This window comes from Collinsella sp. An271 (assembly GCF_002159695.1).
Taxonomy (GTDB): Bacteria; Actinomycetota; Coriobacteriia; order Coriobacteriales; family Coriobacteriaceae; genus Collinsella; species Collinsella ihumii.
This window is the reverse complement of record NZ_NFJE01000010.1, coordinates 39,212-62,080: the sequence shown is the minus strand read 5'-3', so window position 1 is coordinate 62,080 and position 22,869 is coordinate 39,212. Positions and strand designations below refer to the sequence as shown.

Genomic DNA, 22,869 nt, shown 5'->3' with positions numbered 1-22,869 from the left:
GATGAGCAATCAGCTGGTATACGAGATGGATGCGGAAGAGGGCAGGCTTCCGGTGCCCGAGCCCGCCTGCGCGACCATGGCGTGGGAGTGCGCGGGCGAGCGCATCGAGTACGTCGCGTCGGCGGGTCACATCGACGTGCGCACCGATACGGGCAAGCTCCTGGGCAAGATGTTCGCCCTGTCCTATGTCGCCGCGCCGGACGCCCGCGCGTCTGCACGCCCGGTCACCTTCTGCTACAACGGCGGCCCGGGCAGTGCGTCGGTGCCCATCAACGTCGGCGGCATCGGGCCCAAGCGCGTGGCGACCGACGGCTTGAGGCACGTGGTGGCGCCCGCGCGCATGGAGGACAACCCTGCGACGCTGCTGCGCGTCAGCGACCTGGTGTTCCTCGATGCGCTCGGCACGGGCTACTCGGTCGTCGCCGAGGGGACGGACCCGCAGGACATGTGGAGCGTCGATGGGGACGCCGACACGTTCGCCCGCGCGATCGTGTCGTGGCTGACCCGGAACAACCGCTGGGGGTCGCCGGTCTATCTGTTCGGCGAGTCGTACGGAACGATGCGCAACGCGGTGCTCATGCGCCTGCTCTCCGAGCGGTTCGTCCCGGTTACGGGCGTCATCATGCTGTCGTCGGTGTTCGATTGGGCGCAGAAGATGCCCGGGTCGCTTCTGGGATATGTGGGTCTGCTGCCGGTCTATGCGGCGACCGCGCGCCATTTCGGTCGCGCCGGAGCGGGGACCGACGAGGCGGCGTGGTTCGACGGGGCCATGGACTTCGCCGAGCGCACCTACGCCCCGATGCTCTTGCGCGGCGACCGCATGACGCCCGCGGAGAAGGCGAGCTCGGCGCGCGAGCTGTCCGAGATCATCGGTCTTCCCGCCGAGCTTATCGAGCGCAACAACCTGCGCATCGATCTGACGACGTTTCGAAGCTCGCTTTTGGCGGACGAGGGGCTTGTCACCGGGCGGTTCGACACGCGCTTCACGACCCATGCGCCCTGCACGTCGATCGAGGTCAGCTCGCCGATCGCGGGCGACGCCTCCTCGGACGCCATCGAGCCCGCCTGGAACGCGGCGTTCCGCCGGCACCTGCAGCAGATCGGCTTTGCCGGCGCGCCCGAGTACCCGCTGAGCAACTTCATGAAGATCGGCATCACCTGGGACCGCTCGCACGAGGTGCCCGGCAGCGGCATGAGGGCCGCGGCGCCCAACGTGGCATACGACATCGCGGCCGCGCTCAAGCACAACCCCACGATGCGGGTGGCGGTTCTCGGAGGGCGCTACGACGCGGCGACGCCCTGGTGGAACGCCGCGCACGACATCTCGAACCTGTTTTTGCCGGAGGATCTTAAACGCCGCGTGGAGCTCAAGCTCTACAGTGCCGGCCACATGGCCTATGTCGACGAGCCGACGCTTGTCGAGCTGGGTCGCGACCTGTCCGCGTTCTACCGCTGACCAAAGGCGCGCTTCGGGTCATCTGGGGACGGGCTCGTTTTGACCCATCGGTGGCATGCACGGCCGTCAATGAGCTGAAACGGGCACGTCCCCACATGGCCTATTCGCTTTGGGACGGGGCGCAACCGTAGCGTTCCTGTGATGGGAGGCGGGCTGCCGTGCGCCCGGACGCACCCGGCGGTATAACGGTTCTTGCTGCATAGGGGATCCGCATGTACCGAGGGGATGACATTGGCTGCATCGCTTACGCTTGGACTGTTTTCCGTTTTGCTCATCGGCTGCATCGCCGCCGGCGTGCCGACGGTCTATGCGCTGCTCGGCGGCCTGGTCCTGTTCTGCGGGTACGCGCGGCAGTGCGGCAACGGCGTGCGCCGCGTGCTCGCGATGTGCTGGCGCGGCATCCGCCCGGTTCGCCGTATCCTCGGAATGCTTCTGACCGTCGGCATGCTGACGGGTCTGTGGCGCGCCGCCGGTGTCATTCCCGCCATCGTGGTCTATGCGGTGCCCTGCATCCCCGCCCACCTGTTCGTCATCATGACGTTTCTGCTGAGCTGCGCGGTATCGGTCCTGACGGGGACCTCGTTCGGCACGGCGGCGACCATGGGGTCGATATGCGTCTCCATCGCGGCGAGCATGGGCATCCCGCTGCCGCTTGCGGGTGGGGCCGCGCTATCCGGCGCGTTTTTCGGCGACCGCTGGTCTCCCATCTCGACGAGCGCCCTGCTCGTGGCAAACATCACGGACACCGATTTCTACGCGAACCTCAAACGCATGGCGAGAACGGCGATAGCGCCGTTCGCCCTGTCGTGCTTCGTCTACGTCGTCGCCGGCCTGCTTGCGGGCGCCTCATCCGGGGGCGCGGGCGCGCTCGACGGCATGAGGGCCGCCTTCAACCTGAACCCCCTCGTGTTCGCGCCGCCGCTGCTGGTGTTCGCGCTCGCCGCTCTCCGGGTGAATATCTTCGCCGTGATCGCCGCCGGCGTGCTGTCGGCGGTGCCGATCTGCCTTGGCATCCAGGGTATGGGCCTGGCGGATGTCGTGCGGGTGGCGCTTGCGGGCTATGTCGCGCGTACGCCCGAGACGGCCGTCCTGTCGGGCGGCGGCGTCGCCTCGATGCTGTCGGCGGTCGGCATCGTCTGCACGACCTCGGCGTACGCGGGGATCTTCAAGGAGACCGATCTTCTGAGCGCGGTCGAGGGAATCGTCGCGTCGCTCGCGGCGCGCGTGTCCGCGTTCACCGCCACGCTGGGTATCGCCGCCTTGGCCTCGATGATCTCGTGCAACCAGACGCTTGCCATCATGCTCACGCATCAGCTGAGCTCGGGCCTGTCCGCCTCGAGGTCCGACCACGCCCTCGACCTGGAGGACTCGGTCGTGCTGGTCGCGGGCCTGGTGCCCTGGTCGATCGCCGGCAGCGTCCCGCTGGCCTCGATGGGCGCTCCGATCGAGAGCATGGCGCTTGCGGTCTTCCTCTACGCGGTGCCCCTCTGCCGTTCGGCGTTCGGCCGCTTGGTACGCGTGCGCGCGAAGAACGCGTGAGGGCGAAATCCGGACAGGGTGTCTCTTGCGCGACAGGTCGGAGCAACTAGCCGAGGGCGTGGAGCTCCGGCGTCGCAACGGCATGCACGTCGATGCGGTCCTCGAGCCCAAAGACCGCGTGGCTCAGCACGTACTCGCCGTCGTTCACGTAGGTCTCGACCATGTTCGCGTCGACGAAGATGTCGAGACGATCGCCCTCGCGGACCTCGGGCGTCTCGGAGGTGAGGCGGCACTTGCCGTTGTGCGGGCACACAGCGCTGCGGTCGGCGACGATGTGACCGCCCGTGCGCGCGATGCGGTATCCGCCGAGGTCGAGCGACTCGCCCTCGTGCAGCTCGATGGCTAGGTGGTAGCCGGTGCGCGCCGAGGCCTGCTCGGGGGACACCGGCAGGCGGTAGGCAGCGCGCACGTTGGGGTGGATGCGGAAGTAGATGTGGCCGCCTGCCACCTCAACCACGCGCGGCAGGCTCATCATCCCGCGCCAGGCGCCCTCGGCAGCCTCCACCGCGGCGGGCATGCGCAGCCAGGCGATGACGGTGCGGCGCCCCTCGGCGTCGAGCGCGCTCTGCGGCGCGTAGAGATCGAGGCCGTAGTCGAAGAACTGGTAGCTGTCGGCAAGCGTCATGCGGCAGGTGTCCTCGTCGAAGTCCGCGAGCATGCAGATGGCCATGTCGGTGGGCGCCGCGCCGTCGTCGAGCAGGCCCATGGGGGAGACCATGACGACGCCGGTACCGTCGACCTCGAACCAGTCGGGGCACTCCCACATCCAGCCGAGACCGTCGCGCTCGACCGTGCCGGCGAGCTCCCAGGTACCAAGGTCGTCGCTGCGGTAGATGAGAAGGCGCCCCTTGCGGTGGACCGTCGTGCCGAGCACGAGGTGGTAGCCGTCGCGCCCGCGCCAGACCTTCGGGTCACGCGTATGGGTGGCGTCGCCCAGCTCCGGATCGGTGATCGCCGGGATGATGACGCGCTTGGCGTCCAGGTTGTCGAAGTGCTGCCCGTCGGCGGAGACGAGCTCCATCTGGCAGGATTCGAACCGGTTGTTCAAGTGTTTGTGGATGTTCTCCGGGTCGGTCTCGAGGTAGCGGACGCCGGTGTAGAAGAGGTGCAGGCGCCCCGCGCGCTCTATGGCGCTGCCGGAGAAGCAGCCGTTTCGGTCGGCGAGCTTCGTGGGGAAGAGGGCGATTCCCTCGTGCTCCCAGTGGATGAGATCGGGCGACACCGCGTGCCCCCAGTGCATGGTCCCCCAGCTCGGGGCATAGGGGAAGTACTGATAGAACAGGTGGTACTGCCCGCGGTAGTAGATGAACCCATTGGGGTCGTTGATCCAGTTGAGCGGTGCCTTGAGGTGGCCCGTCTGCTCGATGCCGCGCACGTCGTGCTCCCTTAATCCGATGGTTGGCGGGGTCAGTCCGATATGGAGGTCGCTCCGTATCGCTGATGTGCCGAAGGGCGACGGCGCGTCGGTCGTCGCCTTTCGGCTGCAGGGGTGCAACCTGCCAGGTGACAGGGTTGCAGGCTACAGGGTTGCCAGCTGCTTGCGCCCGATGGTCTTGGCGAACACGAGGGTGATGACGAACGTGCACACGATCGCGATGACCACCGAGACGAGGAACTGCAGCATGCAGTCGGGCCTGATGCAGATGACGCCGATGATACCGCATGGGCCCTGCGAGACGGAGAGCACCTGCACCATGGTGGCGTAGGCCGCGCCGATGCCGCCGCCTCCCTTTGTTGAAAAGAACCGATTAAGTTACCGGTTACGTAACCGAGTACGGTTTATCACACGGATGAGGGGTCAGACAATGAATCGCCCGCAGCGGGCCCTGTCTTGTCGGTGTATGGTAGGAAATCGCGGGTGAGCGTATCGGCCGAGGCGGTTGCCGTGCGGACGCGCCTGCATCCGCCGCACCGCTTGTGCTAGGCTGAGCGCTATGTGCAAGAGAGGGAGGACCGATGGGCAAGAAGAGCGTCACGTTTGCCGATATCGCGCGCTACACCCATTTCTCGAAGACGACGATATCGCGCTACTTCAACGACCCCGATTCTCTGACGGTAGAGAACCAGGAGAAGATCGCCGCGGCGCTTGAGGAGCTCGGCTACAAGGAGAACAAGGTCGCCCGCATCCTCGCGAGCGGCAAGACCGAGTTCGTGGGCGTCATCGTGCCGAACCTCTACCTGCACTTCTACTCGCAGATGCTCGACGAGATCCTAGCGACCTACGAGACGTACGGCTACAAGTTCCTCGTGTTCGCCGGCGACGACAACCGCGACGTGGAGCGCCGCTACATCGAGGAGCTGCTCGCCTACCAGATCGAGGGCATGATCGTCCTCAGCAACACGGTGCCCTCCGAGGAGCTCGCTTCCTTCCAGGTGCCGGTCGTCACCATCGAGCGAGAGGACCGCTTCTGCAGCAGCGTGAATACCGACAACCGCGCGGGTGGCGCCCTGGCGGCAGGCCTTCTGGACGAATGCGGCTGCGAGGTGCTCATCCATATCAACTCCGACGTGCCCGAGTCGGTGCCCGCGCACGGGCGCATCGGCGGCTTTGTGGACGCGTGCCGCGAGCGCGGGGTGGCCTGCGAGCTCATGCTGCGCGATTTCGGCCACGGCTACGAGGAGGCGGACCGGACGATGCGCCAGGTGTTCGAAGAGCTGGAGGAGCGCTTCCCGGGCAGGCGCAAGGGCGTGTTCGTGTCGAACGACACCTACGCGAACATGCTCGTGAACCAGATCGTGCGGACGCATGGGGGCCTGCCCGACGAGTACCGCATCGTGGGCTTCGACGATTCACCGGTCTCGCGCGAGTCCGTCATCCCCATCAGCACGGTGCGCCAGCAGGTTTCCCGCATCGCCCAGGAGGCCATGGGGCTGCTCATGGCACAGATGGAGGAGCGCAAGAAGCGCCGGCCGCGGCCGCTCGGCGAGCCGGTCCATAAGGCCGTGGAGCCGGTGCTGGTCCGTCGCGAGACGGCTCGCTAGCGAGCGCGGCGCGCGGGCGCTGCCGGGTGGGACTTGTCTCGCCCGGGCTCAGCCGCACGCTGTGATGCGGCCCGATACGGCGCCGTGCATGCTATGATGTGCCCGCCCATCGCGGGAGGGGGTCGGTTGCCGCCACGCCCGCGATAGCGCCCGGTGCCGCAGCGCGATCGCTGCTACCGGGGGAGGCGCGTTTCCAGGCGCGTGGATCTGTCCGCGCGCGCCTGGGAGGTAATCGCGTGAGTAGCGCCGCATCCGCCGGCATGCCCCGTTCCAACAAGTGGGTCATCCTGTTCACCATCGTGGCCATGACGTTCATGTCCACACTCGACAGCAGCATCGTCAACATCGCCCTTCCCGTCATGCAGGAGGAGCTCGGCGCCATCCCGCTTGGCATGGCGGCGGTGGGTCCCGCCGCCGGCGCCCTGTCCGACCGCATCGGCAGCGCCCTGCCGTGTTTCACGGGCCTGGTGATTTACGCGGTGGGCATCGCCTTCACGGGAAGCCTGCCCGCGACCGCCCCGCTTGCCGTCATCGTCGTCGGCATGCTCGTGATGGCGGTCGGCACGGGACTGTTCCAGTCGCCGAACAACTCGCTCGTCATGGGGTCGGTTGCGCCCGAGCACCTGGGGTTCGCGGGCAGCGTCGTCTCGCTCGTACGATATCTGGGCATGTCGGTCGGCGTTTCCGGCGGCAGCGCGCTTCTGTACGGCCGCATGTCCGAAGGGGCGGGTTACGCGGTGGACGCCTTCATCGAGGGGCGCCCCGACCTGTTCTGCTCCGGGTTCTCCTTCACGTTCGCGGTCATCGCGGCGCTCGTCGCCGCAGGCGCCGTGCTGTGCGCGGCCGCGGCGCGGACGAAGGGGTAGGGCGCGGCGCGGCCGCGCGCATGCTCGCGCCGTCGGGGCGAGCCGCCGCTCGGCCGGCGGTTTTCGCGTGGACGTCTCGTGTGTCGGGGCGCTTGCGGCTACAATGGCTCAGGTCAAACGCATATGAGGGGCCGCCGTCGAGCACCGCGGCCGCAGAACAGGGGAGCCCATGCCAAGTATCGCCGATGAGATCTCGTCGCGCCGCACCTTCGCCATCATCTCGCACCCGGACGCGGGCAAGACCACGCTGACCGAGAAGCTGCTGCTGTATACCGGCACGATCCAGTCGGCCGGCTCGGTCAAGGGGAAGAGCAGCGCCAAGCACGCGGTGTCCGACTGGATGGACATCGAGAAGCAGCGCGGCATCTCGGTCACCTCGTCGGTGCTGCAGTTCACCTACGGCGGCTGCTGCGTGAACATTCTCGACACCCCGGGCCACCAGGACTTTTCCGAGGACACCTACCGCACGCTCATGGCGGCGGACTCCGCGGTCATGGTCATCGACGGCGCCAAGGGCGTCGAGGCGCAGACCGTGAAGCTCTTCCGCGTCTGCGCCCTGCGCGGCATCCCCATCTTCACGTTCGTAAACAAGCTCGACCGCGAGACGCGCGACCCGTTCGAGCTCATGGAGGAGATCGAGAACGTGCTGGGCATCGGCACGTGCCCGATGAACTGGCCGATCGGAAACGGCAAGAACTTCCGCGGCGTGTTCGACCGCGCGAGCCGCCACGTGCTGGCCTTCGAGGGCGACGGGCGCGCTAACGCGTCCAAGAAGGTCAACGAGATCGAGGCGGAGCTCGGCGACCCCGCGCTCGACGAGCTCATCGGCGCCGAGAACCACCGCAACCTCATGGACGACATCGAGCTGCTCGACGGCGCCGCCGACGAGTTCGATTTCGACGCCGTGCGCGCCGGCAAGCTCTCGCCGGTGTTCTTCGGGTCGGCCCTCACGAACTTCGGAGTGGAGCCGTTTTTGAAGGACTTCCTGCGCCTGGCGCCCGCGCCGTCCGCCCACACCGACGCGCTCACCGGCGAGCCGGTGGAGCCGGAGACCTCGGCGTTCTCGGGCTTCGTGTTCAAGATCCAGGCCAACATGGACAAGAACCACCGCGACCGCATCGCCTTCGTGCGCATCTGCTCGGGCAAGTTCGAGCGCGGCATGGACGCGTGGCACATGCAGGGCAACCGCAAGATCAAGCTGGCCACGGGCACGGCGATGATGGCCGATGACCGCGCGACGGTGGACGAGGCGTATGCCGGCGACATCGTGGGCCTGTTCGACCCGGGCATGTTCTCCATCGGCGACACCGTCTGCAGCACTTCGTGCCGCGTGCAGTACGCGGGCATCCCCACGTTCGCGCCCGAGCACTTCGCGCGCGTGTCGCAGGTCGACACGCTCAAGCGCAAGCAGTTCGTGAAGGGTATGGAAGAGCTCGCCCAGGAGGGCGCCATCCAGATCTTCCGCGAGCTCGGCGCCGGCATGGAGAGCGTGATCGTGGGCGTGGTCGGCGAGCTGCAGTTCGAGGTCCTCGAGCAGCGCCTGAAGAGCGAGTACCATGTCGAGGTGCGCCGCCAGCCCCTCGGCTACACCGACATCCGCTGGATCGCCAACGAGCCCGGCCAGGTCGATATCAAGAGCCTGAACCTCACGCGCGACACGCTGCGCGTCGAGGACATGCGCGGCGGCAAGCTGCTGCTGTTCACGAGCCCGTGGAACGTCGATTGGGCCTTTGAGCACAACCCCGACCTCGAGCTCTCGGAGTTCGGCAACGTGACGTTCTAGGAGGGCGCCGACCGGGCCATCTTAACGGGTGGCCCGGCATGCAAATCGGGGACGTACCTGCTGCGTGCATTTTTTGCACGCAGCAGGTACGTCCCCGATTTGCACGATGCAGGCCTCGCGGCGCGGCGCGTTCGCTCCCATGTGCAGCGCCTGCGTGGATATGGGGGAGGGCCTGTGCCCCGCCGTGCGTTGCGCTAGGATAGCAACGTTGGTCATCCGCCGTACCCGATACGGCTGCAAGAAGAAAGCTTTCATCCCATGCGAACCGATGATTTCGATTACAACCTGCCCGAAGAGCTGATCGCCCAGGCCCCGGCCGAGCCGCGTGACAGCTGCCGCCTGCTTGTGCTCGACCGCTGCGGACAGGCGCGGGAAGGCGACGGGCGCATCGCCCTGTCCCACGGCGGGACCGTGGAGCACAGGGTCTTCCGCGACATCATCGACTATATCGAGCCCGGCGACGTGCTCGTCATCAACAAGACGCGCGTCATGCCGGCGCGCCTGATCGGGCGCAAGGCCAAGACGGGCGGCGTGGCCGAGACGCTGCTGCTGCGCCGTCGCGAGGACATCGATGCGCTCGGCCATGTGTGGGAGTGCCTCGTCAACCCCGGCAAGCGCTTGAAGCCGGGGGCGGTGATCGAGTACCGCGCGGGCGGCCTGCACGCGCCCGAAACGGCGCCGGTCGTGCTCACGGGCGAGGTCGTCGACTTCGTGCCCGAGAGCCGCGGCGGCCGCCTGGTCCGGTTCGCCCCGCAGGGCGAGAACGTGCAGGGGGCTCCCCGCACGCTCGACGAGGCGATCCATGCCGCGGGCCATGTGCCGCTGCCGCCCTACATCACCGACTACCAGGGCGATCCCGAGAAGTACCAGACCGTGTACGCCATGAAGGAGGAGCATTCCGCCGCGGCGCCTACGGCCGGCCTGCACTTCACCCCTGAGCTCATGGAGCGCATCGAGGCGAAGGGCGCCAGGTTCGTGGCCGTGGAGCTCGAGGTCGGTATCGACACGTTCCGCCTGGTGGAGGAGGACGACCCCACGCAGCACGTCATGCACACCGAGCGCTACCACGTGCCGGCCGAGGTCGTCGAGGCGGTGCACGAGGCCAAGGCGTCGGGGCACCGCGTGATCGCGGTCGGCACCACGGCCGTGCGCTCGCTGGAGAGCGCGTTCGATGCGGAGGCACCCGCGTCCGAGCCGCCCGTGGTCGCGCGCTACTTCGAGGGTCGCGCGGACGGAGCCGACACGCTCGGCCGCGGTGACATCACCGCCCGCGCCGATGCCACGACGAACCTGTACCTCATGCCCGGCTCGACCTACCACGTGGTGGATGCGCTCATCACGAACTTCCACGTGCCGCGCTCGACGCTCATGATGCTCGTGAGCGCGCTGGCGACCCGCGAGCAGATCATGGATGCCTACGCCGAGGCCGTGGACGAGCGCTACCGCTTCTTCAGCTTCGGCGACGCGATGCTGATCGAATAGCATGAAGAAGGGCCGCCTCAGGTGCGGCCCGTCTTCTTCGAGAATGGGTCATGTGGGGACGGGTTCGTTCCAACCCATCGGCGGCCCCGTGCGCTACGAGGCGAGTAGCGCCGCCTTCTCGGGATGCTTGGCGAACCACTGCGCGGCGTACGAGCAGCTCGCGTAGGCGCGTCGGCCCGTCTCCTCGAGCTCTTGGGCCACGTTGGCGAGAAGCTGTCCCGCGATGCCCTGGCCTCGCAGCGATTCGTCCACGTACGTGTGGTTGATGTCGACGGTATTCGCGTCGCGCGCGGGGAACGTGACCTCGGCTAGCGTGTTTCCCTGCGCGTCGACGTAGCGGACGGCGTTGGTGTGGATCTCAAACTGATTGGTATCCATGAAGATGCCCTTTCATGTCCGTAGTGCCTGCCTGCACATGGTTGTACCCGAGGCGCGCGCCGGTCCGCGTGGTGTCGAACAAGCGGTAACCAATCGGAAACAGGGCGGTTGCCCAGCGGTCGAACGCCGCAGGTATGCGGTTGCGGGGAAGAGAATTATTAACATTTCGATTTCGTGCGTCAAGGGGACTTTCCGCGACGGTTGGGGCAGGGGATAATCGCCCCTATATGTGTTGCCGATGATGTGAAAAAGGAGTGCCGACCATGTCGATGAAGTTCAAGCGTCTGCTGCCTATCCCCAAGGAGATTCGCGAGGAGATGCCGCTTTCTGCGGACATGGCGGACAAGAAGGCGGACTTCGATGCGCAGGTCGCAGACGTCCTCACCGGCCGCGACCCGCGCCGCCTGCTGATCATCGGCCCGTGCTCGGCCGATCGCGAGGATTCGGTGCTCGAATACGTGACGCGTCTCGCCAAGCTCGCCGACCGCGTGCGCGACCGCTTCGTGATCATCCCGCGCGTCTACACCAACAAACCGCGCACGAAGGGCACGGGCTACAAGGGGCTCCTCCACAACCCCGATCCCGAGGGGGCGCCCAATCTGCTTGAGGGCGTCAAGGCCATTCGCCGCATGCACCTGCGCGTGGTCGAGGAGACGGGCATGTTCACGGCCGACGAGATGCTCTACCCCTCGAACTACCAGTACCTGATCGACCTGCTCGGATACATCGCGGTCGGCGCGCGCTCGGTCGAGAACCAGGAGCATCGTCTCGTCGCTTCCGGCGTCCCCATGCCCGTGGGTATGAAGAACCCGACGGGCGGATCGACCGACGTCATGCTCAACTCCATCTACGCGGCCCAGCAGCCGCAGACCTTCCTGTTCCGCAACTGGGAGGTCGAGACGACGGGCAACCCGCTCGCCCACGCCGTGCTGCGCGGCTACATCGGCGAGGACGGTCTCAACTATCCCAACTACCATTACGAGTACCTGGAGCGCCTGGCTGCCAAGTACACGGAGGACAACTTCGCCCATCCCGCGGCGATCATCGACTGCAACCACGACAACTCCGGCAAGCGCCCGCTCGAGCAGATTCGCATCATGAAGGAGGTGCTCGACTCCGCTCGCCGCGCGCCGGCGATCGGCCGGCTCGTGCGCGGCTTCATGGTCGAGAGCTATCTGGAAGACGGCAACCAGCCCATCGACGGCGGCGTGTTCGGCAAATCCATCACCGATGCGTGCCTGGGCTGGGAGAAGACCGAGCGGCTCGTGCTCGAGATTGCCGAGCGCTCGTAGAGCGCGACCGGCGGCCGAGGCGTCGCGCGCGGTGTGAGGACGCGGCGACCTTTGATGAAAACGGGGACGCGCCCGCGCGGCCGAGGCGGCTGCGCGGGCGTTTTCGTGCGACAATGGTTGCAGGTTGACGCCTTGGGGAACACCGAGCGATTCATTTCGCGCCGCGCCTTCGTCCGCATCCGCCGTGCCGCGGGGCCGACCGGCGCGAACGCACGTGACCGGTGCCTCCTTGGGGCATGCTGCGTGAACGGAGGCTTCGATGGCCTGCTTTGCCTACGGGGAGACCGAGCTTGCGTATCTGCGGTCGCGCGACGTGCGGCTGGCCGAGGCGATCGACGCCATCGGTCCCGTCGAGCGCGAGGTCGATGACGACCTGTTCTCGTCGGTCGTGCACCAGATCGTCGGGCAGCAGATCTCGACGAAGGCACTGGCGACCATCTGGGGCCGTATGCGGGAGCGGCTGGGTGCCGTGGACGCCGCGCATGTGCTCGACGCCGGCCGCGACGGGCTCCAGGCTCTGGGGATCTCGTTTCGCAAGGCCGATTACCTGCTCGATTTCGCCGAACGGGTGCAGGAGGGCTCGTTCGACCTCGATGCGGTCGCGGCGCTGCCCGATGAGCAGGCGATATCGGCGCTCGTGTCGCTCAAGGGGGTCGGCCGCTGGACGGCAGAGATGATCCTGCTGTTTTGCCTGCAGCGGCCCGACGTGCTCTCCTTTGACGATCTAGCCATCCAGCGCGGCATGAGGATGCTCTACCATCATCGGCGCATCACCCCGCAGCTGTTCGCGAAGTATCGGCGCCGCTACAGCCCGTATGGCAGCGTGGCGAGCCTGTATCTGTGGGCCATCGCGGGCGGCGCCATACCGGGCATGCGCGACTGGGCGCCTAAATCACGAAAGGGGTAGCGATGCCCATGCAGAAGCGGACCTACGACTCGCCGCTGGGCCCTTTGCTGCTCGCGGCGGACGAGCTGGGGCTTGCCGGCGTGTGGTTCGAGGGGCAGAAGCATCTTGGCGAATTCGGGTCGACGCGCCGTCGTTTGGGCGAGGACGGCGGGGGCGATCTGGCTGCCTCCCGTGAGGCGTGCCGCGCGCTCGACGGCGCGTGCTGTTGGCTCGATCGGTATTTCGCCAAAGAGGTGCCGGACGAGGCGCCGCGGCTCCATCTGATGGGATCGGATTTCCAGCTCCGCGTCTGGGGCCTGCTTGCTGAGATCCCGTACGGGCAGACGACGACGTACGGGCAGCTCGCGCATGAGCTCGGGCGGCGCTACGGCGTGCGGACCTCGGCGCGTGCCGTCGGCGGCGCGGTCGGACGCAACCCGGTCTCGATCATCGTGCCCTGCCATCGTGTGGTGGGCGCTGACGGCTCGATCACGGGATACGCGGGAGGGCTCGACCGCAAGCGGGCGCTGCTCGAGCTTGAAGGAGTGCACGCGGCGCCGTAGGCGACGTTGCTGCATATTCCTGTCAAGAAACTGCATAAAAATCCGCTTCGGGCAAAACCCACAGAGACGGTAGGCTGAGTTTGGTGCGATTTTTGAGGCAGCTTTCCCCACATGCGCCCCACCCCTCAGCATTTCCGCAGGAAACAACTGGGCAAATGCCGAGGGGTGCGGCGCATGTGGGCAGAGGGCACCGAAAAATCGCACCAAACTCGATATACACGTTTTTTGAGGGTGCCTGGGGACGGGTTCATTTCAACCCATCCCGCTTGGCAAGATGCGACGGCCACCGTGATGAGGGAGGCACTGCCCAGCCTGCCGCCGCCTTCGGTTGTGGCGTACAATGGGCGCGCCGTCCTGACTGAGAAATGGAGTTGGAATGCTTACTATCGGGTGCCATCTGTCCACGACGAAGGGCTTCGAGGCCATGGGTGCGACCGCGCTGTCCATCGGCGCGAACACCTTCGCGTTCTTCACGCGCAATCCGCGAGGGGGATCGGTCAAGGAGCTCGACCTGGACGATGTCGCCGCCCTGCAGCGCATCCTCGACGAGCACGCGTTCGGGCCCCTCGTGGCGCATGCCCCCTACACGTACAATCCCTGCTCTGCAAAGGAGCGGGCGCGCGAGTTCGCGCTCGAGGCGATGGCCGAGGACCTGCAGCGCATGGAGGCGCTTCCGGGCAACTACTACAACTTCCATCCCGGCTCGCACGTGGGACAGGGCGCCGAGGCCGGTATCGATCTGATCGTCGAGACCCTCTGCCAGGTCATGTTCGAGAACATGCGCACCACGGTGCTGCTGGAGACCATGGCGGGCAAGGGCACCGAGGTAGGCCGCACATTCGAGGAGCTTGCGGCCATCATCGATGGTGTCGAGGAGCGCTCGCCGCGCCTTGCGGAGCATCTGGGGGTGTGTCTGGATACCTGCCATGTGAGCGACGGCGGGTACGACATCATCCACGACCTCGACGGCGTGATCGCGGACTTCGACCGCATCATCGGCCTTCCGCGCCTGCGCGCCGCGCACATCAACGACTCCAAGAACCCGTGCGGGGCGCATAAGGACCGCCATGCCAAGATCGGTGAAGGCTATCTGGGTTCTGCTGAATTGGGCGGAGGCGACGAGGTGTTCGCGCGCATCGTCTCGCATCCCGCCCTGCGCGACCTGCCGTTCATTCTGGAGACGCCCAACGAGCTTCCCGGATACGCCGAGGAGATCAAGCGGCTTCGGGCTCTTCAGCAGTAAGTGGATCCGGAAGGTCCCCGATGGCGGACGGATGTCTTCCTATGGAAGCAGGCCGAGGCCATCCTTGATGTTCAAGATGCGCATCACGCTCTCATCGATGCGCGCTTCGGTCAGCACGCCGCTTTCGATCGCCTCGAGCACGCCGTTGTAGGCGAGCGTGAGATCCGCCGGCATGAGCAGCATGTCGCCCCCGGCAGCGAAGAACTGCACGGCGGCCTCGTCGGGCGTGAAGCGCTGCGTGATGGCGCCCATGGAAAACGAATCCGAGATGATGATGCCGTCGAAGCCGAGCTCGCCGCGCAGCACGTCGCCCATCATGATGGGGGAGAGCGAGGCGGGCAGCCCGTCGGCGGCAAAGTTGGGCGTCTCGATGTGCCCGACCATCACCATGGGCACACCCGCCTCGATGGCCGCTCGGTACGGTTCGAACTCGCAGGCCTCGATCTCGTCTCTGCTGCGCTCGGTATAGACCGCCCCGGTATGGGAGTCCCCCATGGTGTCGCCGTGCCCTGGGAAGTGCTTCACGCAGGGCGCGACGCCCACGGCGAGCATCGCCTCGACGTTCGCCGCGACCATCTGCGCGACGAGCTGGGGATCGCTACCGAACGAGCGCGGGCCGATGACGGGGTTGTCGGGGTTGGTGAGCACGTCCGCATCGGGGGCGAAGTCGAGGTTGAACCCGATGTCGGCGAGATATCCGCCGATCGTGGATCCGACCTCGGCCGCGCACGACGCGTCGCCGGTCGCCCCGATCTCGCTCATGTTGGGGAAGGTCGGGACATCGAACAGACCGGAGTTGGCGACGCGCGCGACGAGCGGGCCGCCCTCCTCATCGACGGACAGGAAGGCGCCCACGCCGGCGCCCGATGCGCGGCTCAGTCGGTCGGCTCCGTCGAGCATGTCGCGCAGCTGCCGGTCGCCCACGATGTTGTGGGAGAAATAGACGAGCCCGCCGACGGGGATGCGCGCGAGCGCGTCGGCGGTCATGGGGCCCGAGACCGTGGCGACCGAGGCGCCGGTGAGCTGCTCGGGAGTCACGCAAAACAGCTGGGCGACCTTCTGCTCGAGCGTCATGGCGGCAAGCGTCCGCTCGGGTCGCGTCGGTGTGGATGAGGGCCCCGGCTGCACGGGGCCGTCCGTCACCTCCGCTATATCCGGTGAGATGTTCGGGGAGCTGCCATCGCTCGGATCGCCCTGCGGTGCGGCCGAGCTCCCGCCGCAACCGCCCAATCCTGCGCTGAGCGCCATCAAGGCGCCGGCGGCGAGGACGGCGCGGCGGGTGACTGTTCGATGCAAGGATGCCATGGCAGCCCTTTCCTCAAAAACGCATGTGCACAGTTCGGGAACCACCGGCCGATTCATTCCGCGGGCGCACGGGGCGGTTGGTCGATGGTTCCCGGGGCGCATAAGCGTCGCACGGTCGGGGCGGCAGGACAAGTGCCTCAACGGATATCGATAGCGCAGCTCAGCAAAAAGGGCGGCGGGCACAGGCCCGGCCGCCCTGTTCCGACGGGTGTCGCGATTGCGATAACCGACGGCGGTACCCTTACAGCGCGCTCCGATAGATGGCCCGCGCGTCGTCGAGCGTCAGCTTCTTGAACGAGCCGAACAGCTCGCCGCGGTTGATGGAGAGGCCGGGCATGAGCTTTTCGATGTCGTCTTCGGTCATGCCGAATTCCGACAGGGTGCGCGGCATGCCGAGGGAGACGAAGAAGTCCTGCAGCTCGTCGATGGTCGCCTCGACGGCGTCCTCGACAGCGCGCTCGGGCGTGATCTCCTCGTTGATATCGGAGAGGTCGTCGACTGCGGGATCGACCGGCTCGATGCCGAACACCTGCTCTCCGAACGCGAGGAAGCGCTCGGGATGCTCGCGCCAGACATAGCGCATCCAGGCGGGGAAGATGACCGCGAGGCCGGCGCCGTGCGTGATCTTGGGATCGAATGCCGACAGCTCGTGCTCGAGGCCGTGGCAGGTCCAATCGCCGTCGCGACCGCCCGGAACGCCCAGGCCGAGGCCCGCCAGGCCGTTGTGCGCGAGCGTGCCCACCCACATGATGTTCGCGCGCGCGTCGTAATCCTTCGGATCCTCCATGACGCGCGGCGCGGCGTCCATGACGGCGCGGATCATGCCGCAGGCGATGTTGTCGGTGACGTCCACCGCGGGCTGGCCGGAGAAGAAGCGCTCCATGATGTGGGCGATCATGTCCGTGACGCCCGCTGCCGTCTGGTACGGGGGCAGGGTGAAGGTGAGCTCGGGGTCCATGATGGCGAGCACGGGGCGGTTGAGGTCGGTGTTGAGGCCGCATTTGAGATGCTCCTCGTCGTTGCTGATGACGCAGGAGTTGGACGCCTCGGATCCCGATGCGGGAATGGTGACCACGCACGCAAGCGGCAGATGGTCGGTCGGCGTGGCGCGCTTGCGCCAGAAATCCCACGCATCGCCGTCGTAGACGGCTCCGAGCGCGATGGCCTTCGCGGCGTCCATTGCCGATCCGCCGCCAACGGGCACGACGATGTCCGCCTCGAACTCACGTGCCAGCGCGATGCCCTCGCGTACCGAGGCGATCTCGGGATTGGGCCTCACCCCGCCGAGCTCGGCGTGGGCGACGCCGGCGGCATCCAGCGATGCCTTGACGCGGTCGAGCGTTCCGGTGCGGACCACGGAGCCCTGGCCGAAGACGAGCAGGGCGCGCTTGAAGCCGAGCGCGGCGATCTCGTCGCCCGTGCGGTCGGTCACGCCGCGGCCGAAGACGAAGCGCGTGGGGGAGTAGAACCTAAAATCGTTCACAGTCGTTCCTTTCGAGGACGTGTAATGTCTGATGCCGTGGTGTCGATGTCAGTAGCCGAGGTCCTCGCCGATGAGGACGACCTTGATGCGCCCGTCGTGGCGGGAATGGCGGGTGATGACCGTCTCGCAGCACATGCAGCGCTCGGCATGGCACCTGCCGCAGATGCCGTTGGTCTCGCACGGGGTCGCGGTGTGCAGGCGCGACGCGTTGAGCGGGCAGGTCGTCGTGCGGATGCGCTTGATGCCGGAGTCGACGTCGGCCACGAGCTTGTTCATGCCGACCAGCACAACGACGTGCGCCGGTCCGTGGACGAGCAGCGCCAGGCGGTCGCCGTTGCCGTCGATGTTGACGAGCTCGCCGCCGATGGTCAGCGCGTTCGTGCTCATGAAGAACCAATCAGCGCTCGAGCGGTCGCGCCACATCTCGCGCTTCTCCTCGGGCGTGGTGGCTGTCGTGCGGTCGAGCAGGTGCCAATCGCCCGCCTCGAGCGCGGCCTTCATGCCCGATTCGGTGAAGGTGACGCTGCCGCCCCAGGTGATGGAATCGCCTGCGGGAATCATGCCGCACACCAGCTCGACGGCTTCGGCTGCGGTGTCGCAGTAGTAGCCTTCCATGTTGCGGCGCTTGAGATTCTTGATGACGGTTTGCGCCGTGGCGCGATGGGCTGCGCGCTTGGTATCGTCCATAGTTCCCCTCTCTGTTCTGCATTCGGTTCAGATTCCGAGTCGACCTCGCCGGAGCGCGGCGACCCGTCTGGACCGTCACGTCCAATTGTACCCTTGACGGAACGCAAAAAGCCCTGCCGTGAGTCGCGTCGGCAGGGCTTGAGGAGGGGTGGCGTATGGTGCGCCGAGGCGGGTGATCGGCGTCTTTGCGGATATGCTACGCGAGTGCCGCTCCGAGCTCTGCGCAGGAGGCTAGGCCCTCGTCATCGGGCTCGTTGTTCACGATGAGCGTGTCGACCACGTTGGCGCCGGCGTCCTCGGCGTCTTCGCGCCAAGTGTCCATCCACTCGCCCGTGCCCCAGTCGTAGCTGCCGAACAGGGCGATCCTCTTGTCGCCGAGCTCGGGTTTGACGTCGTCCCACATGGGCTGGAACTCGTCCTCTTCGAGCTCTTCGGAGCCCATGGCCGGACAGCCGAAAGCGAGGGCGTCGTAGCCGGAGACGTTGGTTGCGCTGAAATCTGCAGCCTGGATCGTCTCGACCTCGGCTCCCTTGGATGCTGCGCCTTCGGCAACCGCGTTGGCCATGGCCTCGGTGTTGCCGGTGCCGCTCCAGAAAACGACTGCGATCTTGCTCATGGATGTATCCTTTCTATCGGGTCCGGTAAGCTCCGGACGGTTACCTGGTTGCGATGGCGAGCTGCGCGAGGCTGCTGCCGTTCTGATGGGCGCGCATGCTGGCTGCGGCGCACCGCTTGAATCGCTCGAATGTCGCGAGCGCGCGCTCGAGATCGGCGTAGACCTTCCACATGCCCACGGCGAGGTAATCGCGTCCCCGATGCTGGATGAAGCCGACAACGTCCTCGTAGGGGTATCCCAGAAACAGGCCCATCTCGTGGGGGAAATCCTTGCTGCATCCGGACGATGTGCATGGGCAGGGGGTTTCGCGCGCTGCCTGTCTGCGGCCGGGGTCCATGGCCTGCAGCTTGCCGGCGAGCACCCCGATGCAGCGATCGAGCGAAGCCGTGTCGTATCCCAGGGCGCCGAGAAGGCAGGATGCGCGCCGATCGGACAGGTAGGCCGCCAGCTCGGCAGGACGGTACACGTAGACGAGCGCGCCGCAGGTTCGCCATGCGAGCACGCGCACCGTGATGCCGGCGCTCGCCAGCTGCTGCTCACATGCCGTTATCGCTTCCGCCAGGGCGTGGCGATGCGTTTGGCTGTCGGGAGCGTCGACGAAGTTGCCGGGGAAGGTGAAAAGGCTTGCCGGCTTGAGCGCGGCGAGCGTAGGCGAGCAATGGCGCACGATGGCTCGTTCGAGGGACAGAGAATCGATGGTCCTGGTCATGGCTGCTCCCGTTTACCCTGCGGCTGATGAAAGTTTCCATTAGCAAACTTATAGCGAAGCCGCCTGCAGGTCAAGAAAAAAGTCAACTTTGTCGAACTTATGACGGAAACGCGCTATAGTGGCTGTGACAGCCTGTCTATTGCGTATGCATGCGCGTGCTGCACGGAAAAGGGGAACTATGGGAGACATCTTCACGCCGGGCAACATCATCGTGTTCATCGTCGTCGCGATCGGCCTTGTCGTAGGCATCCGACGCGCGGTCGGCGGTCTCACCAAGGGGCAAAGCTGCTGCACAGATGGCGGCGAGAGCCGAAAGGTGAGGGCCGTCAAGATCACGGATACCGACGAGGCGCATTACCCGTATGAGATCGATCTGCCCATCGGAGGCATGAGCTGCCAGGGTTGCGCCGACAACGTGGCCCATGCGTTGAACGGGGTCGCCGGCACCTGGGCCACGGTGGATCTCGGCTCCAAGACCGCGCACGTGCGGTCGAAACACCCGATCGACGAGGCCGCGTACGAGGCGGCTGTGCGCGACGCAGGCTACTACGTGATCAAACTGTAATGGGTCATCTGACAGGTGTCGCGCATCCGTTCCCGGAACCGGGGCGCTCGCTCCCGTCGCGACGGACGGTGATCGCCTGCCATGCTAGGATGGGGGTGTGGCCCGGAACCAATATGGTGTTTGGGCGGTACGAGAAACCTGCGAGAGACGAGGTTGATCATGGAGGAGAAGCTCGAAAAGAAGCTGAGGGGGGTCGGCGACGGCTTCGCAGAGATCCCCGATGAGGCCCTTGTAGACGCGTCCGGTGGAGGCACGACTTATAAGCCCTATCCAGAGAGTGTCTACACCGCAGCTCCTCTCTGGAAGTGCTGTCGGTGCGGCCGTATTGTTCCGGGGTTGGAATCCCCTGATAAGTGCTGCTGCGGTTCGACGTGTTTCGAATACTATGGCGTCACTGATAAGGCTCCTATAACAAAATATTAAGGGATGATGCTCGGGAGCATACGCGGGACGTTTGCCTCCCGTTGCCAGCTATCGGAATGGGTCATTTGGGGACGGGTTCGTTCCAACCCATTGTGCATCCATTCCCGGAACCGACGCGCCCGCTCCCGTCGCGACGGATGGCGGCCGGTGGCCGTGCTAGGATGGGGGCGTGGTCCGGGGCGGATATGTCATCCGGGCAGTACGAGGAACCTGCGAGAGACGAGGTTGATCATGGAGGAGAAGCTCAATAAGAATCAGGGGGGGTCGGCGGCGGCTTCGCAGAGATCCCCGATGAGGCCCTTTTAGACGCGTCCGGTGGACAAAAACGACTCCCAAGCCCCCGGGATATGCTATAGACTGTGGGCGCCCTATCTGGAGATGCGCTTCGTGTGGGAATAAAGTTTATGACAAATGGAGTAGGCCCGAGAAATGCAATTCTTGTGGTTCGACGAGCTTCGTAGCCGATCCCAACACCGATCGAGGCGCCCGGCTCTGAAGGACTGGGCTCATTTCCCGGCACCACCATTCCGGATGCCTGCGCGCCCGGGCCGCGTCAACGCGACCCGGGCGCTGCCGTGAAAAAAGCGGCCCGCCTGCGCCTCTATGCGCGCAGAAGCTTCCAGATATCGTCGAAGGGGATCGTATCGGTGCCGAGGCGCAAGCGCCGGCGCTCGGGCTCGATGGCGCCCACGACACCCGCGCGCGTCTTGTAGCCGCCGCGATCGTAGTACGTGATGCGCACCAGGTCGCCGCGGCGCACCTGCATGATGGTACGCGACAGCTCATCGGCCTCCTCCTCGGTCAGCTCGTGGCGCGGCTCGACGATGCGCTCCTGCTCCCGCACCAGATCGTAATAGCCGGTCAGGGCGGCAAACGGCATGAACTGCGCGGCACGGCTCGCCCGCGGCCGGCCGTCCGCGCGGCGCTGGGGACGTCCGTCGCCCCGTTCGAGCGAGGGGGCGCGGCCCGCGTCCTCGACGGGCGTGAACTCGAGGTCCCCCCAGGGCGAGGGCACGCGCTTCGTATCCGATATATCAGGCATGGTGTCCTCCCACCTGCTCGTTGCGGTCCCGTCCGGTGGCCTCGTCTTTGTAGCTCGTGCCGCGCAGCAGGGAGTTTTTCCCGTAGCGGTCGCGGACGGCGAGCACCGCCTCGGCGAGGTTGCGCTCGGTCTGCTCGGCCTGCACGTCGGTGAACAGGTCGACCGTCGCGAACTCCTCCGGCAGCAGCCCCCCGAAGCCGATATTGATGCGCTTGATGGGGCGCGAGGGGTCGACGATCTCGTCAAAGAGCGCGTCGAAGCGGGCCATCAGGCGCTTGAACGAGTTGGTGCGTTCTCCCAGCTTGCGCGAGGCCTCCGCATATCCGTAGGCCCGTTTGCCGCGCACGGTGCGTTTGCCGTGCTCGCCCACAAAGACGGCACTTGGCGCGGCACCGCCCGGATCGCGGGCCGCCTGGCGGGCGCGGATGCCGTCTGCAGCGTGCGCCACGGGCCGCGAGCGCGTCGTATGCGGCGCGGAGACGGCGTCCGGCAGCAGCCCGTGCGTGCTCGCGCGCACCTGTCCGCAGCTGTCGGTCACCCGCGCGCTCCCGCTCGCCCCGATCCGCGCCAGGTCGCGCGTATCGCTCGCATATCCCACGTACAGCGAGATGCCGTCGCATACGGCGCGCTTCGCCACGAGGTCGAGCACCGAGGTGTCGACCATCTCGCGCAGCACCGTGCGCGCCTCCCGGTAGCTGTAGTTGCGCGGCAGCACCTGGCCGCTTGCGATGGAGGTCGCCTCGGGCACGTAGGCGTGGATCTCTGCGATGGTGCACGGCTCGATGCCCTGCGCGTGGTCGATCAGGTACTCGGCCGTCACGCCGAACTCGCGGTACAGGAGCGCATCGTCGAGCGCGGCCACCCCCATCAGGTTGGCCGCGCCGTATTTGGCGAGGCGCGCCGCGATGCCTGGTCCGATGCCCCAGATGTCGGTTATGGGCCGATGCCGCCAGATGTGCTTGCGGAACAGCTCCTCGTCGAGGTATCCGATGCCGTCGCTGACGTGCTTCGCCGTGATATCGAGCGCCACCTTGGCCAAGAACAGGTTGGTGCCGATGCCCGCGGTGGCGCGGATGCCGCACCGCGTGAACACGGCGTCCATGAGCTCGCGCGCGAACTCGCGGGCGGTTTTGTGGTACAGGGCGAGGTAGGGGGTCGCATCGATGAAGCACTCGTCGATGGAGTACACGTGGATGTCGTCGGCGCTGACGAACTCGAGGTAGATGCCGTAGATCTGCGCAGAGACCTCCATGTAGTGGCGCATGCGCGGCTTGGCCATGATGTAGTCGATGCCCTCGGGAATCTCGAACACGCGGCAGCGGTTGCGCACGCCGAGCTTCTTCATGGCGGCCGAGACCGCAAGGCAGATGGTCGTGCGCCCGCGGTCGGGGTCGGCCACCACGAGGTTGCAGGTGAGCGTGTCGCGCCCGCGGTCGGCGCATTCGACGGAGGCGTAGAACGTCTTGAGGTCGATGCACAGGTAGGTTTTGTCTTCGCCTTCGCGCCTCGCCACCGTTTCTCCTCCGCTCGAATCGCTCAAACTGAACACATGTTCGATAATAGAGGCTC

General features: G+C 66.3%; 22 protein-coding genes. 12 read left to right on the top strand and 10 right to left on the bottom strand.

Annotated elements, in window-relative coordinates:
- Position 1: 1 nt before the first annotated feature.
- Entirely contained in the window at positions 2–1,456 is a 1,455-nt protein-coding gene (locus tag B5F74_RS09395; protein WP_087201915.1) for a peptidase S10, read from the top strand.
- 231 nt (positions 1,457–1,687) lie between these two features.
- Positions 1,688–2,995: a Na+/H+ antiporter NhaC family protein gene (locus B5F74_RS09390; protein ID WP_066833688.1), complete on the top strand. Its 1,308-nt coding sequence runs from the start codon at positions 1,688–1,690 to the stop codon at positions 2,993–2,995.
- A gap of 46 nt (positions 2,996–3,041) precedes the next feature.
- Here B5F74_RS09390 and B5F74_RS09385 read toward each other — a convergent pair whose 3' ends face one another.
- Together B5F74_RS09385 and B5F74_RS12420 are read right to left on the bottom strand one after the other, a co-directional pair.
- Positions 3,042–4,370 carry a glycoside hydrolase family 32 protein gene (locus B5F74_RS09385; RefSeq protein WP_204212533.1) on the bottom strand — a complete coding sequence of 443 codons (1,329 nt, stop codon included), beginning with the start codon at positions 4,368–4,370 and terminating at the stop codon, positions 3,042–3,044.
- A 144-nt stretch (positions 4,371–4,514) separates the two neighbouring features.
- A complete protein-coding gene (locus B5F74_RS12420; RefSeq protein ID WP_158095738.1) occupies positions 4,515–4,691 on the bottom strand; it encodes a hypothetical protein in 177 nt (58 codons plus the stop codon).
- 260 nt (positions 4,692–4,951) lie between these two features.
- On the opposite strand from B5F74_RS12420, the gene B5F74_RS09380 reads away from it, so the two are divergent.
- The 4 genes from B5F74_RS09380 (at position 4,952) to queA (ending at position 10,108) form a co-directional block, all read left to right on the top strand.
- The gene (locus B5F74_RS09380) at positions 4,952–5,977 is read left to right on the top strand and encodes a LacI family DNA-binding transcriptional regulator (RefSeq protein WP_087201913.1); all 1,026 of its coding nucleotides are present in this window, start codon (positions 4,952–4,954) and stop codon (positions 5,975–5,977) included.
- Positions 5,978–6,213: 236 nt separating this feature from the next.
- On the top strand, positions 6,214–6,843 hold the full coding sequence (locus B5F74_RS09375; RefSeq protein WP_239283450.1) for an MFS transporter: 630 nt from the start codon (positions 6,214–6,216) through the stop codon (positions 6,841–6,843).
- A gap of 169 nt (positions 6,844–7,012) precedes the next feature.
- On the top strand, positions 7,013–8,626 hold the full coding sequence (locus B5F74_RS09370) for a peptide chain release factor 3 (RefSeq protein WP_066833678.1): 1,614 nt from the start codon (positions 7,013–7,015) through the stop codon (positions 8,624–8,626).
- A gap of 258 nt (positions 8,627–8,884) precedes the next feature.
- Positions 8,885–10,108, top strand: coding sequence for a tRNA preQ1(34) S-adenosylmethionine ribosyltransferase-isomerase QueA (gene queA / locus B5F74_RS09365; RefSeq protein WP_087201909.1), 1,224 nt, complete (start codon positions 8,885–8,887; stop codon positions 10,106–10,108).
- 93 nt (positions 10,109–10,201) lie between these two features.
- Here queA and B5F74_RS09360 read toward each other — a convergent pair whose 3' ends face one another.
- The gene (locus tag B5F74_RS09360; RefSeq protein ID WP_066833673.1) at positions 10,202–10,486 is read right to left on the bottom strand and encodes a GNAT family N-acetyltransferase; all 285 of its coding nucleotides are present in this window, start codon (positions 10,484–10,486) and stop codon (positions 10,202–10,204) included.
- Positions 10,487–10,749: 263 nt separating this feature from the next.
- Between B5F74_RS09360 and B5F74_RS09355 the strand changes: the two genes are divergently transcribed.
- From B5F74_RS09355 to B5F74_RS09340, 4 genes are all read left to right on the top strand, one after another.
- Entirely contained in the window at positions 10,750–11,778 is a 1,029-nt protein-coding gene (locus B5F74_RS09355; protein ID WP_087201907.1) for a 3-deoxy-7-phosphoheptulonate synthase, read from the top strand.
- A 259-nt stretch (positions 11,779–12,037) separates the two neighbouring features.
- The gene (locus B5F74_RS09350) at positions 12,038–12,685 is read left to right on the top strand and encodes a DNA-3-methyladenine glycosylase (RefSeq protein WP_066833667.1); all 648 of its coding nucleotides are present in this window, start codon (positions 12,038–12,040) and stop codon (positions 12,683–12,685) included.
- A gap of 2 nt (positions 12,686–12,687) precedes the next feature.
- Positions 12,688–13,227 carry a methylated-DNA--[protein]-cysteine S-methyltransferase gene (locus B5F74_RS09345; RefSeq protein ID WP_239283449.1) on the top strand — a complete coding sequence of 180 codons (540 nt, stop codon included), beginning with the start codon at positions 12,688–12,690 and terminating at the stop codon, positions 13,225–13,227.
- A 376-nt stretch (positions 13,228–13,603) separates the two neighbouring features.
- A complete protein-coding gene (locus tag B5F74_RS09340) occupies positions 13,604–14,470 on the top strand; it encodes a deoxyribonuclease IV (RefSeq protein WP_087201905.1) in 867 nt (288 codons plus the stop codon).
- Between the two features lie 39 nt (positions 14,471–14,509).
- On the opposite strand, the gene B5F74_RS09335 is transcribed toward B5F74_RS09340, so the two are convergent.
- The 5 genes from B5F74_RS09335 to B5F74_RS09315 form a co-directional block, all read right to left on the bottom strand.
- The gene (locus B5F74_RS09335) at positions 14,510–15,775 is read right to left on the bottom strand and encodes a glycoside hydrolase family 3 protein (protein WP_239283448.1); all 1,266 of its coding nucleotides are present in this window, start codon (positions 15,773–15,775) and stop codon (positions 14,510–14,512) included.
- Positions 15,776–16,016: 241 nt separating this feature from the next.
- Entirely contained in the window at positions 16,017–17,258 is a 1,242-nt protein-coding gene (locus B5F74_RS09330) for an iron-containing alcohol dehydrogenase (protein WP_087201903.1), read from the bottom strand.
- 48 nt (positions 17,259–17,306) lie between these two features.
- The gene (locus B5F74_RS09325; protein WP_087201901.1) at positions 17,307–17,945 is read right to left on the bottom strand and encodes a lactate utilization protein; all 639 of its coding nucleotides are present in this window, start codon (positions 17,943–17,945) and stop codon (positions 17,307–17,309) included.
- 196 nt (positions 17,946–18,141) lie between these two features.
- Positions 18,142–18,561 carry a flavodoxin gene (locus B5F74_RS09320; protein WP_087201899.1) on the bottom strand — a complete coding sequence of 140 codons (420 nt, stop codon included), beginning with the start codon at positions 18,559–18,561 and terminating at the stop codon, positions 18,142–18,144.
- Between the two features lie 40 nt (positions 18,562–18,601).
- Complete coding sequence (locus B5F74_RS09315) at positions 18,602–19,270, bottom strand: DUF3793 family protein (protein WP_087201897.1); 669 nt, start codon at positions 19,268–19,270, stop codon at positions 18,602–18,604.
- A gap of 178 nt (positions 19,271–19,448) precedes the next feature.
- Here B5F74_RS09315 and B5F74_RS09310 point away from each other — a divergent pair, with 178 nt between their 5' ends.
- Together B5F74_RS09310 and B5F74_RS12240 are read left to right on the top strand one after the other, a co-directional pair.
- Positions 19,449–19,835, top strand: a complete 387-nt coding sequence (locus tag B5F74_RS09310; protein ID WP_087201895.1) for a heavy metal-associated domain-containing protein — start codon at positions 19,449–19,451, stop codon at positions 19,833–19,835.
- A 159-nt stretch (positions 19,836–19,994) separates the two neighbouring features.
- Entirely contained in the window at positions 19,995–20,258 is a 264-nt protein-coding gene (locus tag B5F74_RS12240; protein WP_143753842.1) for a hypothetical protein, read from the top strand.
- 601 nt (positions 20,259–20,859) lie between these two features.
- Here B5F74_RS12240 and B5F74_RS09305 read toward each other — a convergent pair.
- Positions 20,860–21,300 carry a YolD-like family protein gene (locus tag B5F74_RS09305; RefSeq protein ID WP_087201893.1) on the bottom strand — a complete coding sequence of 147 codons (441 nt, stop codon included), beginning with the start codon at positions 21,298–21,300 and terminating at the stop codon, positions 20,860–20,862.
- Positions 21,293–22,813, bottom strand: coding sequence for a DNA repair protein (locus B5F74_RS09300; protein WP_239283447.1), 1,521 nt, complete (start codon positions 22,811–22,813; stop codon positions 21,293–21,295). Before B5F74_RS09300 ends, B5F74_RS09305 begins: the two co-directional genes overlap by 8 nt.
- Between the last annotated feature and the right edge of the window lie 56 nt (positions 22,814–22,869).

What these genes read in the sequence shown, in the direction of transcription:
- B5F74_RS09395 (WP_087201915.1), top strand. Translation starts at nt 2, where the DNA reads ATGAGCAATCAGCTGGTATACGAGATGGATGCGGAAGAGGGCAGGCTT.
- B5F74_RS12420 (WP_158095738.1), bottom strand. Translation starts at nt 4,691, where the DNA reads ATGGTGCAGGTGCTCTCCGTCTCGCAGGGCCCATGCGGTATCATCGGC.
- B5F74_RS09380 (WP_087201913.1), top strand. Translation starts at nt 4,952, where the DNA reads ATGGGCAAGAAGAGCGTCACGTTTGCCGATATCGCGCGCTACACCCAT.
- B5F74_RS09370 (WP_066833678.1), top strand. Translation starts at nt 7,013, where the DNA reads ATGCCAAGTATCGCCGATGAGATCTCGTCGCGCCGCACCTTCGCCATC.
- queA (WP_087201909.1), top strand. Translation starts at nt 8,885, where the DNA reads ATGCGAACCGATGATTTCGATTACAACCTGCCCGAAGAGCTGATCGCC.
- B5F74_RS09360 (WP_066833673.1), bottom strand. Translation starts at nt 10,486, where the DNA reads ATGGATACCAATCAGTTTGAGATCCACACCAACGCCGTCCGCTACGTC.
- B5F74_RS09355 (WP_087201907.1), top strand. Translation starts at nt 10,750, where the DNA reads ATGTCGATGAAGTTCAAGCGTCTGCTGCCTATCCCCAAGGAGATTCGC.
- B5F74_RS09350 (WP_066833667.1), top strand. Translation starts at nt 12,038, where the DNA reads ATGGCCTGCTTTGCCTACGGGGAGACCGAGCTTGCGTATCTGCGGTCG.
- B5F74_RS09345 (WP_239283449.1), top strand. Translation starts at nt 12,688, where the DNA reads ATGCCCATGCAGAAGCGGACCTACGACTCGCCGCTGGGCCCTTTGCTG.
- B5F74_RS09340 (WP_087201905.1), top strand. Translation starts at nt 13,604, where the DNA reads ATGCTTACTATCGGGTGCCATCTGTCCACGACGAAGGGCTTCGAGGCC.
- B5F74_RS09335 (WP_239283448.1), bottom strand. Translation starts at nt 15,775, where the DNA reads ATGGCATCCTTGCATCGAACAGTCACCCGCCGCGCCGTCCTCGCCGCC.
- B5F74_RS09325 (WP_087201901.1), bottom strand. Translation starts at nt 17,945, where the DNA reads ATGGACGATACCAAGCGCGCAGCCCATCGCGCCACGGCGCAAACCGTC.
- B5F74_RS09320 (WP_087201899.1), bottom strand. Translation starts at nt 18,561, where the DNA reads ATGAGCAAGATCGCAGTCGTTTTCTGGAGCGGCACCGGCAACACCGAG.
- B5F74_RS09315 (WP_087201897.1), bottom strand. Translation starts at nt 19,270, where the DNA reads ATGACCAGGACCATCGATTCTCTGTCCCTCGAACGAGCCATCGTGCGC.
- B5F74_RS09310 (WP_087201895.1), top strand. Translation starts at nt 19,449, where the DNA reads ATGGGAGACATCTTCACGCCGGGCAACATCATCGTGTTCATCGTCGTC.
- B5F74_RS12240 (WP_143753842.1), top strand. Translation starts at nt 19,995, where the DNA reads ATGGAGGAGAAGCTCGAAAAGAAGCTGAGGGGGGTCGGCGACGGCTTC.
- B5F74_RS09305 (WP_087201893.1), bottom strand. Translation starts at nt 21,300, where the DNA reads ATGCCTGATATATCGGATACGAAGCGCGTGCCCTCGCCCTGGGGGGAC.